Origin of the sequence: Bradyrhizobium sp. CCBAU 11357 (assembly GCF_028128865.1) — a bacterium.
GTDB lineage: Bacteria > Pseudomonadota > Alphaproteobacteria > Rhizobiales > Xanthobacteraceae > Bradyrhizobium.
This window is the reverse complement of record NZ_LBJW01000111.1, coordinates 22,452-35,601: the sequence shown is the minus strand read 5'-3', so window position 1 is coordinate 35,601 and position 13,150 is coordinate 22,452. Positions and strand designations below refer to the sequence as shown.

The 13,150-nt window shown below is 65.5% G+C and carries 12 protein-coding genes; 4 read left to right on the top strand and 8 right to left on the bottom strand.

Going from position 1 to position 13,150, the window contains the following annotated elements:
- The first annotated feature begins 34 nt into the window (after positions 1 to 34).
- Positions 35 to 763 carry a phosphonate metabolism transcriptional regulator PhnF gene (gene phnF / locus XI05_RS32195; RefSeq protein ID WP_172785180.1) on the top strand — a complete coding sequence of 243 codons (729 nt, stop codon included), beginning with the start codon at positions 35 to 37 and terminating at the stop codon, positions 761 to 763.
- Positions 764 to 899: 136 nt separating this feature from the next.
- On the opposite strand, the gene phnE (XI05_RS32190) is transcribed toward phnF, so the two are convergent.
- The 4 genes from phnE (XI05_RS32190) to phnC form a co-directional block, all read right to left on the bottom strand.
- On the bottom strand, positions 900 to 1,745 hold the full coding sequence (phnE, locus tag XI05_RS32190) for a phosphonate ABC transporter, permease protein PhnE (protein WP_271509445.1): 846 nt from the start codon (positions 1,743 to 1,745) through the stop codon (positions 900 to 902).
- On the bottom strand, positions 1,742 to 2,626 hold the full coding sequence (phnE, locus tag XI05_RS32185) for a phosphonate ABC transporter, permease protein PhnE (RefSeq protein WP_271509439.1): 885 nt from the start codon (positions 2,624 to 2,626) through the stop codon (positions 1,742 to 1,744). The genes phnE (XI05_RS32190) and phnE (XI05_RS32185) overlap by 4 nt, the downstream gene beginning before the upstream one ends.
- A 74-nt stretch (positions 2,627 to 2,700) precedes the next feature.
- Positions 2,701 to 3,636 carry a phosphonate ABC transporter substrate-binding protein gene (gene phnD, locus XI05_RS32180; protein ID WP_271509437.1) on the bottom strand — a complete coding sequence of 312 codons (936 nt, stop codon included), beginning with the start codon at positions 3,634 to 3,636 and terminating at the stop codon, positions 2,701 to 2,703.
- 65 nt (positions 3,637 to 3,701) lie between these two features.
- On the bottom strand, positions 3,702 to 4,511 hold the full coding sequence (gene phnC / locus XI05_RS32175) for a phosphonate ABC transporter ATP-binding protein (protein WP_271509435.1): 810 nt from the start codon (positions 4,509 to 4,511) through the stop codon (positions 3,702 to 3,704).
- A 175-nt stretch (positions 4,512 to 4,686) separates the two neighbouring features.
- On the opposite strand from phnC, the gene XI05_RS32170 reads away from it, so the two are divergent.
- Genes XI05_RS32170 through XI05_RS32160 form a run of 3 tightly spaced genes read left to right on the top strand, consistent with a single transcriptional unit; the run spans position 4,687 to position 7,265 of the window.
- Complete coding sequence (locus tag XI05_RS32170; protein WP_271509433.1) at positions 4,687 to 5,358, top strand: chloramphenicol acetyltransferase; 672 nt, start codon at positions 4,687 to 4,689, stop codon at positions 5,356 to 5,358.
- Entirely contained in the window at positions 5,355 to 6,548 is a 1,194-nt protein-coding gene (locus XI05_RS32165; RefSeq protein ID WP_271509432.1) for an alpha-D-ribose 1-methylphosphonate 5-triphosphate diphosphatase, read from the top strand. Before XI05_RS32170 ends, XI05_RS32165 begins: the two co-directional genes overlap by 4 nt.
- Before the next feature lie 18 nt (positions 6,549 to 6,566).
- Positions 6,567 to 7,265, top strand: a complete 699-nt coding sequence (locus XI05_RS32160; RefSeq protein ID WP_271509430.1) for a DUF1045 domain-containing protein — start codon at positions 6,567 to 6,569, stop codon at positions 7,263 to 7,265.
- Positions 7,266 to 7,388: 123 nt separating this feature from the next.
- On the opposite strand, the gene XI05_RS32155 is transcribed toward XI05_RS32160, so the two are convergent.
- From XI05_RS32155 to XI05_RS32140, 4 genes are all read right to left on the bottom strand, one after another.
- Positions 7,389 to 7,982: a hypothetical protein gene (locus tag XI05_RS32155; RefSeq protein WP_271509428.1), complete on the bottom strand. Its 594-nt coding sequence runs from the start codon at positions 7,980 to 7,982 to the stop codon at positions 7,389 to 7,391.
- 83 nt (positions 7,983 to 8,065) lie between these two features.
- Entirely contained in the window at positions 8,066 to 9,466 is a 1,401-nt protein-coding gene (locus XI05_RS32150; protein WP_271509426.1) for a selenium-binding protein SBP56-related protein, read from the bottom strand.
- Positions 9,467 to 9,945: 479 nt separating this feature from the next.
- The gene (locus XI05_RS32145; protein ID WP_271509424.1) at positions 9,946 to 10,884 is read right to left on the bottom strand and encodes a dihydrodipicolinate synthase family protein; all 939 of its coding nucleotides are present in this window, start codon (positions 10,882 to 10,884) and stop codon (positions 9,946 to 9,948) included.
- A 127-nt stretch (positions 10,885 to 11,011) separates the two neighbouring features.
- Positions 11,012 to 13,093, bottom strand: coding sequence for a methyl-accepting chemotaxis protein (locus XI05_RS32140; protein ID WP_271509421.1), 2,082 nt, complete (start codon positions 13,091 to 13,093; stop codon positions 11,012 to 11,014).
- Positions 13,094 to 13,150 lie beyond the last annotated feature (57 nt).

The following is a 13,150-nucleotide window of genomic DNA, read 5'->3' as shown; positions in this document are numbered from 1 at the left end:
AATGCTGTGATTTCTGGAGTAGGTTTCCCGCGACATGAGCATGCAGGACACAGCCTCGTCGGGCGTCGCGCTATGGCGCCTCGTTGCCGACGGCATCGAGCGCGGCATCGCCGACGGCCGCTTTGCGGCCGGCGACAAATTGCCGGGCGAGATGGAGATCGCCGAAACCTATCGCGTCAATCGCCACACCGTGCGGCGCGCGCTGGCCGCCCTTGCCGAGCGCGGCCTGGTGCGCGCCGAGCGCGGCAGCGGAACCTATGTCGAGGCGCAGAAGCTCGCCTATCCCTTGCGCTCGCGCACGCGCTTCTCCGAGATCGTCGGCGCGGATGGCCGCGAGCCGCATGGCCGGTTGATCGAGGCGACCGATGACGTCGCGACGCGCGAGCTCGCGCGGGAGCTGGGATTGAAGACCGGCGCGCCCCTGGTGCGGATCGAGGCGATCCGCCTTGCCGACCGTACGCCGATTTGCGTTTCCACGACCTGGCTGTCGGCGGACCTGTTCCCGGGTGCCGGCGCCGTGTTCGCGGCGACGCGCTCGATGACGAAGCTGCTGGAGCATTTCGGCGTCCGCGACTATCGCCGCGGCGCAACCCGAATCACCGCGGGCATCGTGGACGCGACCGATGCGGCACGTCTCGATCTAGCGCTGGGGCGGCCGATCCTGGTGGTGGACGCCACCGACCACGATCTCACGGGCAGGCCGCTGGTGACCAAGCATTCGCGGTTTGCGGCGGAGCGGGTGGAGTTTTTGGTGGAGTCGTAGGGGACCCTCTCCACGACACCGGAGCCGTAGGGTGGGCAAAGGCGCACTTGCGCCGTGCCCACGATTTTTCACCAGGTCGGAGAAAGTTCGTGGGCACGGCGCTGACGCGCCTTTGCCCACCCTACGAGACCTGCGATCAGGCGACAGCTCGCCGCCCAATAATCGCAAAGCGCAGCTTGCCCGAGATGAAATCGATCGCGGCGACCGCGACCAGGATCATCAGGATCAGGAACGACACTTTCTGCCATTCCAGCACGCGGATCTGCTCGGCGAGCTGGAGGCCGATGCCGCCGGCGCCGACGATGCCGATGATGGTCGCCGAGCGCGTGTTGGATTCGATGAAATAGAGCACCTGCCCGGCAATCACGGGCAGCACCTGCGGCAGCAGGCCGAAGCGGATCTCGTGCAGCGCGCTGCCGCCGGAGGCGCGGATGCCTTCGACCTGCTTTTGGTCGGCGCCCTCGATCGCCTCCGAGAACAGCTTGCCGAAGGCGCCGAAATCCGACACCGCGATGGCGAGCACGCCGGCGAACGGGCCGAGGCCGACGACGTTGATCCACACCAGCGCCCAGATCAGCGTGTCGACGCCGCGGATCGAATCCAGCAAGCGCCTGACAGGAAAGCGCAGGATGCTCGACGGCACGATGTTGCGCGCGGCCAGCAAGCTCACCGGCAGCGCGAACACCGCCGCCAGTGTGGTTCCGAGCAGCGCGATCGAGAGCGTCTCCCCGAGCGCCTTCAGATAGACGGGCAGCGAGGAGCCGGGATCCGGCGGGATCATCATCAGGCTGATCCAGCCGAGCTGGCTGAGGCCGGCGAAGAAGCGCGACGGCGAGAAATCGAGATCGACGAGACCGTAAATCAGGATCGCGAGTGCCGCGACGATCATCGCGGGCGCCGCGAGCCGCGCCGAGGCCGGCCGATCGAACACATCGGGATAGCGCGCACGAATCTGCGCGGTGTCGACCTCCTGCGGCGTCACGTCCGAGCCTCCTTGCCGAACAGACGGCCGCGCAGCCAGCCGGTGGTGATGTCGATGATGAAGACGGTGACGACGATGGTGAGCAGGATGGCGCTGACGTCCGAATAGTAGAACTTGCGGATGGCGACGACGAGCTCCTGGCCGATGCCGCCGGCGCCGACGAAGCCCATGACGGAGGCTTCGCGGACATTGATCTCGAAGCGCAGCAGCGCGTAGCTGGCGTAGCCGGCGGTGACCTGTGGCACGATGGCAAAGCGCATGCAGGAGAGCCAGCTCGCGCCGGTCGAGCGGATGCCCTCGACCGGCTTCATGTCGGCATTCTCGACGATCTCCGAGAACAGTTTTCCGAGCGCGCCGGTGGAGTGGATCGCAATCGCCAGCACGCCCGCCATCGGCCCGAGCCCGAAGGCGATGACGAAGACCAGCGCGAAGACGATGCCGGGAACGGTGCGGGCGAATTCGAGCAGGCGCCGCACGGTAAAGCGCAGCCAGGGCGCGGGCGAGGTGTTCTCGGCCGCTAAGAAGTTGAGGGCGAAAGCGAAGGTCGCGCCGATCAGCGTGCCGACATAGGAGATCAGCAGCGTCTCAGCCAGCATCTTCAGCCATTTGCGCCAGCCCCAGAACCACTCGCCGACATCGGTCCAGACCCGCTGACCGCTGTCGAGCGTGAGGATGCGGTCGAAATAGCTGACGAAGTTGCCGAAATAGGTGAACAGCGTGCGCAAATTCACTTCGGCGCCGACCGCGGCGAGAGCCAGCGCGGCGGCAAACACGCCCGCTCCCAACAGGAGACGAAGCCGCCTGCGCGAAACCGCCTGTCGATAGGCCGCGTTGAGCGCTGCGAGCTGCTGCTCGGGGAGGATCGAAACCGCTGTCGTCATGAGGTCGAAACAGGTCCCGTCAAAGAAAGAGCCGGGTCTTTGGGACCCGGCCCAGGGTGCATCGTCCCGAAGACTCAGGACGCCTTCTTCTTACGCAGTGCGTCGACGAACTTGATCAGCTCGATCGTGCCATCCCAGTCCTTGGTGGTGGCGGGATGAAAGCCCTTCTTCTGGCCGTCGGAGAGACGGTCGAACGCGGCCTTGTCCTTGGCCGGCGCGTCGAAGAACGCCTTGGCGATGGCCGTCTTGGCGTCTTCCGGCAGGTCGGAATTGTAGGCATAGGGGCCGTTGATGATCGGCGCGGATTTGTGGACGATGCGGAAATCGTCCTTCTTCATCGCCGAGCCGTCGGCGTTCTTCAGCATGCCCTTGGTCAGCATCTGCGCCAGCGTGGAATCGTCGTCGCTGGTCCACTGGTTGGCAGCGACTTCGACCGTGCCCTGCGCCAGCGCCAGCATCGCGTTCTCGTGGCTGCCGGTGAAGACGACCTTGCCGAAATAGGCGTCGGCATCGTGGATGCCCATCTTGTCGAGCTCGAAGCGCGGCACGTTGTTGCCGGAGGTCGAGTTCGGGTCGACGAGGCCGAGATTCTTGCCCTTCAGGTCGTCGATCTTCTTGTAGGCGCTGCTTGCCTTGACGAAGAACACGGAGTAGTAGCCGGTCGAGCCGTCGGCGTTGATGTCGTTGGCGAAGGCCTCGGACTTGACGCCGGTCAGGCGGGCACGCGCGAACGCGGCCGAGCCGTAGCTGGCGATGTGGATATTGCCGGCGCGCTGGCCTTCGATCACCGCGGCATAGTCGTTGGCGATGCGCAGCGTGACCTTCACGCCGAGTTCTTTCGATAGATAAGTCATGAACGGTGCCCAGCGCTCGGTGACGCCCGACGCGTTCTCGGCCGGAACGACCGCAAAGGTCAGCTCGGGGTATTTGGCCTTCCAGTCGTCGGCCGAGGCGGAGGCGGTGAAAGCGAGCACAGCGGCGCCGGCCAGGATTAATCTGCGAGTGATCATGATACCCTCTTCATCGGTTGGGGTCGGTTGACGCAAACTGGCAATTGAACAGGTGCGACGCCGCTTTAAGCGGCCGCGGCGGTTCCGAGCGCCGGCACGCCCTCGGGCGCCGGGACAGGCAGGCCACCCACGACGTCGGCAGCTTCGAGATCGTAGAGCTCGCGCGCGACGTGATCGGTCAGCGCGGCCGGCGCGCCGTCGAATACCACGCGCCCCGCGGCCATGCCGATCAGGCGGTCGCAATAGGTGCGGGCGAGATCGAGCGAATGCAGATTGCAGAGCACCGTGATGCCGAAATGCTTGTTGATGCGCAAAAGCGCATCCATCACGATCTTGGTGTTGCGCGGATCGAGCGAGGCGATCGGCTCGTCGGCGAGGATGATGTCGGGCTGCTGCACCAGCGCGCGGGCGATCGCGACGCGCTGCTGCTGGCCGCCGGAGAGCTGGTCGGCGCGCTGGGCAGCGAGCGAAGCGATATCGAACTGCTCGAGCGCCGACATCGCCAGCGCCTTGTCCTGCTCGGGCCAGGCCTGCGACAGCGAGCGCCAGGCGGGCATCGTCGCGAGACGACCCATCAGAACATTGGTGAGCACGTCGAGGCGGCCGACCAGGTTGAACTGCTGGAAGATCATCGCCGAGCGGGCGCGCCACTGCCGCAGCTCCCTGCCGCGCAGCAAGGTGACGTCGACGCCGTCGAACAGGATGCGTCCGCCGGTCGGCGTCACGAGGCGATTGATGGCCCGCAGCAACGTCGACTTGCCGGCGCCGGATCGCCCGATCACACCGACGAAGCCGCCGGGGGAAACTTGAAACGAAGCGTCGTCCACCGCGGCTTTCGCGCCGAAGCGACACGTCAGGCCTTCAACCACCAGCATACAGGGGCTCCAGAGTAGCTGGAGCCAACCGCTAACGCCCGTGCTTAACACTTGTGTGACACACGCGCTGCGGTGCGGCGATGCTACGCACGTCATCCCCTGTCATCTCGTTGTCATGACATCGTCATCCAGCCACTCGAAGAAAAACGCCCCGCCCTCGCACTTCGGATGCAACATGGCCGCCAAAGCTCTTTCGGTTCAGCCGACCGTCGATCCCTCGGCCAAGCTGCACGAGACCAGGCTCGGCGCCTATACCGAGGTCGGCGCCCGCACCATCCTGCATGAAGTGGCGATGGGCGATTACTCCTATGTCGTGAACGACGCGCAGATCACCTACACCACCATCGGAAAATTCTGCTCGATCGCGGCGATGACCCGGATCAATCCCGGCAACCATCCGATGCATCGCGCCACGCAGGCGCACTTCACCTACCGCTCCAGCGCCTATTTCGAGGGTGAGAGCGACGATGTCGAGTTCTTCGACTGGCGGCGCCATCATCACGTTCATATCGGCCATGACGTCTGGATCGGCCATGGCGCGATCGTGCTGCCGGGCCGCAACATCGGCACCGGCGCGGTGATCGCCGCCGGCGCGATCGTCACCAAGGACGTGCCGGCCTACACCATCGTCGCCGGCAATCCAGCTCGTATCGTGCGGCGGCGGTTCTCGGAGGAGATCGCCGGACGCCTTGCAAAGCTTGCCTGGTGGGACTGGGATCACGACAAATTGCGCGAGGCGCTGCCCCATTTCCGCAAGCTCGGGATTGAAGATTTCCTCTCGACATACGAAGCACGGGCAAGCTCACTCGCCAATTCCCCTGCCAGCAAACGAAGCGCGGTCGCGTGACAGACATATTCATCGAAGGCGGCCGGGCCTTGATCGGCGCCGAGCTCGCCGAAACCTCTCTTCTCGTCTCCGGAACGGACATTGCGGAGCTCGATGCCTCTCGCAGCCGGGCGCGGCTGGCGCTCGATGCCCGTAACCTGCTGGTGCTGCCCGGCATCGTCGATCTGCATGGCGATGCCTTCGAGCGGCAGATGATGCCGCGCGCCGGCGTCGACTTTCCGATCGACGTTGCGCTCGCCGACAGCGACCGCCAGGCGATCAGCAATGGCATCACCACCGTGTTTCACGCCACGACCTGCTCCTGGGAGCCGGGCCTGCGCAGCGCCGACAATGCGCGCGGCCTGATGGAGGCGATCGAGCGGCAGCGCCCGCAATTCGCCGCCGATACCCGCTTCCACCTGCGGCACGAGACCTACAATCTCGATGCCGAGGCCGAGATCGCACAATGGCTCAGCGAGGGCCGCGTCGACCTGTTCGCTTTCAATGATCACATGGACGGCACGGTCGCCGACATGGCCAAGCCGCGCAAGCGCAACCGCATGGTGGAGCGCACCGGGCTGTCGAGCGAGGATTTTGACAAGCTGGTCGAGCGTGTGGTCTCGCGCGCCGCCGAGGTGCCGGCTTCGGTATCACGGCTGGCCGCTTTTGCCCGCGCAGCCGAGGTGCGGATGCTCTCGCATGACGACGCGAGCCCGGCGATGCGCCGGGACTTTCGCGAGCTCGGCGCCTTGATCGCGGAATTTCCGATCAACGAGGAAACGGCGCGGGCTGCGGCCAGCCACGGCGATGCCATCGTCTATGGCGCCCCGAACGTCGTGCGCGGCGGCAGCCACACCGGCTGGACCAGGGCCTCCGACATGATCGCCAAAGGGCTCTGCTCGGTGCTGGCGTCGGACTATTACTATCCGGCGCAGCTGCTCGCCGCGTTCCGATTGGCCGCCGATGGCGTGGTACCGCTGGCTCAGGCCTGGGATCTGGTCTCCGCCGGTCCGGCGCACGCAACCGGCCTCACCGATCGCGGCCTGCTCGCGGAGGGACGCCGCGCTGACATTCTCCTCGTCGACGACAGCGTGGAGCTGCGGCCCCGGCTGATCGCGGTGATCTCAGGCGGCAAGCTCGTGCATCTCACCGACGCGACGCGGCTGCTCACCACGGCAGCAACGCCGCGCGAGGCTATCGTTGCGGCATGAATTGGTTATGCTGAGGTAATGACAGGTTTCCCCCGCTACGCGATCTATTTTGCCGCCGGCAGCGACAGCGCCCTCTGCCGCTTTGGCGCCGAACTGCTCGGCTATGACGCTTACACCGGAGACGAGCTGCCGTTTCCGCAACAAGCGCTGCATGTCGCGACGGACTGGCGCGAGGTCAGCGCCGATCCCCGCAAATACGGCTTTCACGCCACGCTGAAGGCGCCGATGGCGCTGTCGCCTGGCAAGACCGAAGCCGATCTGAAGGCTGCCTGCGCGGCCTTCGCCGCCGAGGCGCGGCCGCATCCCGTGATCTCGCCAATTGTGGATTCCATCAGCGGCTTCATTGCTGTTATTCCGGCCGCGCCGGTCGACGCTCTGCCGCAGCTTGCCGCCGATTGCGTTCGCGAGTTCGACCCGTTTCGCGCCGCGCTGACGGCGGAAGATCGCGCCCGGCGCAAGCCGGAGAAGCTCAGCGAGCGGCAGCGCGACTATCTCGACCGCTGGGGCTATCCCTATGTGATGGAAGAATTCCGTTTCCACATGACGCTGACGGGGCGACTTGATGCGGAACGGCGCGGGCCGATCCTGCAGATGCTGCGGGAGCGTTTTGCGGCGCTGAAGCTCGACGCGCTGACGGTCGACCGCATCGCGCTGTTCAAGCAAGACAACGCGAAGGCGCGCTTCCGCATCATCGGCGAGTGGGCGTTAGCGAGATAGTCACTACTTCCCCCGTCATTGCGAGGAGCGAAGCGACGAAGCAATCCAGACTGTTACCAGAGGGAAAGTCTGGATTGCTTCGCTTCGCTCGCAATGACGTTGGAAAGACATACTCAGCCTAATTTAGCGCCAGCTCGCAAGATTGAAAGCGAGCGCCACCGCGCCAACCACAACGAGGCTGGTCGCCCAGACTGCATCCAGGTTGAACCAGCTTCGCGAGACGAACCTCAATCCCAGATGACGGTAGACCAGCCACGCCAGACATCCGCCGGCGCCGACCATGGCGGCAACGTGCACCAGGGACACCAGCACCGCCATCCCGAGATTTGCCTTCATCAGCGCGCCCGCCGCCTCATGGCCGGCATCGAGCTCGAAGGCCTGGCAGAGCCCGAGATAGATCGGCACGAGCATCAAGGCGGCGCCGTGAGCGATGGCGACGGCAAATGACCAGAGCGCCAATTGCGTCGGCGGAATTCGTGCCAGCGTGCGCGGATGACGCCGGTCGATCAGCCGATAGACGCCAAAGCCGATGACGAGAAGGCTCGCGACGATCTGGATCGGGCGCTGCCACGCGGCCAGCACGAGCAGGAAGGCGAACGGCAGCAGCACCAGAAGTGTTGCCAGCAGATGCCCGGCCGCCAGAGCCCATAATGCATGGAAGAGCGCGCGCGGGCTCTTGTCCAGGAGCCCGGCCGAAACGGCGAGCGGCCATCCCATTCCGGGATTGACTCCGTGGTAGAGACCGCTCGCAACAAGCGCGAGCCACAGCCAGCCAAGAGCCGGGCTCGCATGCGTCCCATCTAGACCGACGGGTAGCAAAAGGAGTCCGTCGAACAGTCGCCGCCCTCGAGCCTGATCTGGTGCGCACGATATCCGTCGGGGAAACTCACGAAATAGTTCTTGTCGAGCTCGAGGCCACCGTTGCGACCGACATTCGCCATGACTTCCACGCCCGGAACCCCGTCGGGATAGAACTGGTCGTCCCAGGTGGAATAGAGCGAATTGGTCCAGTACACGCGCCGGCCGTCGCGGCTGATCTCGACCATCTGCGGACCTGCCGCAAAGGCCTTGCCGTTCGGATGGGGCGTGCGCCGCGCGATGCCGCCGATGTGGACTGAGCCCGCAAGCTTCGGCTTTCTGGGATCGCTGACGTCGTACTGGCGCATCTCACCCGTCCCCCAGCACGAGACATACAGAAACCGGTCATCCATCGACAGGTCGATGTCCGTCACCAGCGGCGGCACGGCGCCAAATCCCTGCAGCAGCGGCGGCAGCTTCTCCTTGGGGGCGGGTTCGGGAGGGATCGTCGCCGTCTTCTCGGCATGGAATTTTCCGTCCTCGCGCCACCAGGTCCAGATCGATGCTTCGAGGTTGGTGGTGTCGACCACGACACCGACGAAGCCGTACTCGCGAACCGGATCGTGCGCCGGCCGCACCTCCAGCGCCATCTGATGATTGGCGCCGAGGTCGATGGTCTGGACGTTGCGGCGGGCGCGAAGGTCCCAGAAGTGGAGACGATGGCCATATTTGTTCGCAAGCAGATCTTCCGGGACGATCCCGTTCTCGAACTGCGGCGGCAACGCCCATTCGCTCGTCACCATGTAGTCGCGCGGCAGATTCCACCAGAAATCATAATGCAGCGTCTGCGGGCCACGGTCGATCTCCCATCGTCCAAGCACTTCGAACGTCTCGCAATCCATGATGAAGACACCCGGAGGTCCATTGGTGCCGTCCTTGCCGCCGCCGCCCAGCGTGCTCACGTAAATGCCGTCCGGCCCGCAATGGATCGTGTGCGGCCGCGAGTAGCCGGTCTTCTTGAAGACCTCCTCTGGCTCGATGATCTTGTGGATCTTGGCTTGGGTCGGATCGGGCTTGGTGTCGATGACGTAGATCCGCGACGAGCGCAGCCCGGGGATGATGAGATAGCGCCGCTCGATGAAGGCGTGTCCGGCGAGCGGCGACAGAGCGGAGGAGCAGGCATTCCAGCCGAAGTGATGAAACTCATCGCCCTTGTTGGGCATCGTGACGGTGTGGACGATCTGGCTATAGGTCGGCGATCCCGGCTTGACGTCGATGACCGCGAGAGCGTCCGGCTTTGAGAAATCCGGACTGAGCAGCAAGGTGTAAGCAAAGTTCTCCGCAGGCGCCTCCATCGCAAGCTTGGGCGATGCGTGAAAGGTGGGATCCGGCCTCATCGTCATGGCACTGCCTCCCTGTTCTGTCGGTTTGCACCAACCTGGCTCGGGATAGTGGCAAAAGAAGAGCTGTTGCGCGATGGCTTGTTACGCGATGTCTTGTTACGCGATGTCTTGGGATTCTCCGCAGAGCCGGTTGGCGAGCGTACAATATGCCATCGCCGGGCTATGGGAAACTGGCGGAATTGCGTTAATTCGACGCCTTCAGGCGAAATGAGCGCCCCCGTCATTGCGAGCCAACGGGTCCGCGCGAAGCGCGGCCCGATGACAAGCTCCGCGAAGCAATCCAGACTGTCTCCGCGGAAACAGTCTGGATTGCTTCGCCGCTTCGCTCCTCGCAATGACGGGGAGAGACCTATGTCCCCCAGCGTAGCGTTCGTAGGGTGGGCAAAGGCGCGGAGCGCCGTGCCCACCACTTTTCGCGATGGCAACAGGTGGTGGGCACGCTTCGCTTTGCCCACCCTACGGCCGCGGGGTATGTGGCTCTACTTCCCCCACCTGAGCGCCAGTGCGTCGCGCTCCCTGGCCAGTTCCAGCAGACCCGCCCGCGTTGCCGGATGCAGCGGCTGCAGCGGATGGCGCACCGCCTCCGACTTGATCACGCCGCCGGCCTGCATCATGGCCTTGCAGGCGATCAGGCCGCATTGGCGGTTCTCGTAGTTGATCAGCGGCAGCCAGCGCTCGTAGGCGGCCTTCGCCTTCTCGCGATCTCCGGCGAAATAGGGATCGATGATCTGGCGGATGCCGTCGGGATAACCGCCGCCGGTCATGGCGCCGGTGGCGCCGGCGTCGAGGTCGGCGAGCAGCGTGATCGCCTCCTCGCCGTCCCAGGGGCCTTCGATGTCCTTGCCACCCGCCTCGATCAGGCTGCGGAGTTTCGAGGCCGCGCCCGGCACCTCGATCTTGAAATAGCGGATGTTGGCAAACTCGCGCGACAGCCGCGCCAGTAACTCGACCGACAGCGGCGTGCCGGCCACCGGCGCGTCCTGGATCATGATCGGGATACTGATCGCGCCGGAGAGCACCTTGAAGAATTCGACGATGCCTTTCTCGGGGACGCGGAAGGTCGCGCCGTGATAGGGCGGCATCACCATCACCATGGCGGCGCCGGCCGCCTCGGCCTGTTTGCTGCGCGCCGCGCACACGGCCGAGCTGAAATGCGTGGTGGTGACGATCACGGGAACCCGGCCGGCCACATGCTCCAGCACCGTGTGCATCACCGTATCGCGCTCGGCATCGGTAAGCACGAACTGCTCGGAGAAATTGGCGAGGATGCAAATGCCGTGCGAGCCGGCATCGATCATGAAATCGATGCAACGGCGCTGGCCCTCGAGGTCGAGCTCGCCGCGCTCGTCGAAGATGGTGGGCGCGACCGGGAACACGCCGCGATAGGGGCGTTGGGCCTTGTGTGGGGTGACCGGCATCGAACTCTCCATCCCTGATGTGTCTTGCGTCTGTCGCTGCCCTCGCGGGAGCGAGGCGGCACAGATGTACCCGCAGTGCCGGGCTGCGGCAATGCCCGCGCGACGTCCGATGGAAAGAGTGCGAAAATCAGGCGCTCTTCACGGCGCCCAGGAAGCCCTCGACAGCGACGCGAAGACGATCGGCATCCGCCGACATCTTCTTGACGGACTCAGACAGCACGGTCCCGGCATTGCCGGTCTCCTGGTTGAGCCTGGCGACGCTGCCGATCGTGTCGGTGACCTCGCGGGTGCCCTGGGCCGCCTGCTGGAAGTTGCGTGAGATTTCCGTCGTCGCCGCGCGCTGCTCTTCGACCGCGGCGGCAATCGCCGTCATCTTCTCGTCGATGCCGCCGATGGCCCCGCCGATCGACCGGATCGCGGCGACCGCCTGGCCGGTGGCGCCCTGGATCTCCTCGACCTGGCGCGAGATCTCTTCCGTCGCGGTCGCGGTTTGCGTCGCGAGGCTCTTGACCTCGCCCGCGACCACGGCGAAGCCGCGGCCGGCCTCGCCCGCGCGCGCGGCTTCGATGGTGGCGTTCAATGCCAGCAGATTGGTCTGGGCGGCGATCGCGTTGATCATCTTCACGACCTCGCCGATGCGGCTGGCCGTCTGATCGAGAATCTCGACCGTCGCATTGGTCTGCTCGGCCTGGGCCACGGCCTCGCGGGCCTCGCGCGCGCTCGACTGCACTTGCGCGGAGATCTCGCCCACGGAAGCGGAGAGCTCCTCGGTCGCGGCGGCAATGGTCTCGAGATTGTTGGTGGCCTGCTCGGCGGCGGAGGAGACCGCCGCGGTCTGGTTGCTCGATTCCGAGACCAGCGAGCGCACGCCGCTTGCGGTGGCGTCGAGCTCGCGCGTCGAGGCCGCAACGCTCTGGATCACGGCCTGCACCGTATCGTCGAAGCTGCGGCAGGCGGCATCGACGGTGCCGGAGCGGGCGAGCTGAAGCGCCTGCTGCGATTCGCATTCCCGGCCGAGCCGCTCCGCGGTCGCCGCGCTCTCGCGCAGGCTCTCGAGCGCAGCCGCCATGGTGCCGAACTCGTCGGGATGCCGCGATTGCGGCACCGGCGTCGCATAGTCGCGGGCGCTGATGCGGGCGATGGCGTCGAGGATGGCGCGCACCGGCCGCATCAGGCGATTGCGCACCACGAACACGCCGGCGAGGGTCACGGCCAGCGCGAGCAGGAACGCGAAGGATTGCACGATGAGATTGGTCAACGCCTTGGCCTGGACCGCCTCAGCGCGCGCGATCGACAGGTCGAGCGCCTTGCTCGCGACCGCGACGATGGAGCCGAAGGGGGACTGGCACAATGCGTTCCATTCCGAGGCGGGCATCGCGGGCCGGCCGCTGCCGTCGAAGCCCTTGGTGAGCTCGCCGATCTGCTTGAGGGCGCCGTCAGTCTTGGCCCTCGCCTCCTTGGCCGTGTTGACGAGTTCGGCCGGCACGTCAGGCGCAGCCAGCAGCTCCTCCATGCCGCTCCAGCCGGCGGTGACGACGCCGTTCCATCCGGCCACGGTCTGCTTCTGGGTGTCGTCGAGCGGCCTGCTGGCGTTGACGTTCGGCCGCAGGGTCGAGCACTGGATGCCGTAACGGTCGCGCACCTGCCAGGCGAGGCGGCGGGCCTGGATCATGCGGGCGATGTAAGGATCGTTCATCCAGGCGCGGTTCGACACCGCGGTGGAGGCGAGATTGGCGGTCTCGATCACCTTGGTGACCGCATCGTACCAGGGTGCGGTGCGCTCCAGTTTGCGCTCGGCGCGCGGCAGCTTGGCCTCGTCGTAGAACAACTGGAATTTTGGTGCGGCCTCACTCCAGCGCTGCTTCAGCGTGCCGGCGAGCTCGTCGCGGCTAGCGAATTCGACGGTGGAGAGCGCGGCGCTGATGGCGTCGAAACCGGCCTGCTCCGCCTTCTCGGCGGCACCGAGCTTGGCGCGCGGATCGTCCTCGCCGAGCAGCGCGCTCTGGGCATCGCCGCGATTGCTGCGCAGGGCAACCACGCCATGGAAGATCGACTTGTCGGCATTCGCGAGCCGCTCGGTCTCCAGACTGTCGCTATAGCGGCCGAAAGCCCCGACCATCTGGATGGCCGTGCTGGTCAGCGCGCCGGCCGCCAGCAGCGTCATCAGAACCAGGAGAAGCGTGCTTACCGATTTCTTAAGAATGGACATGGACCCAAAGACCAACTCGCGAGAGCGGGCATCTTGCACGGCCACATGCCAAAGTTT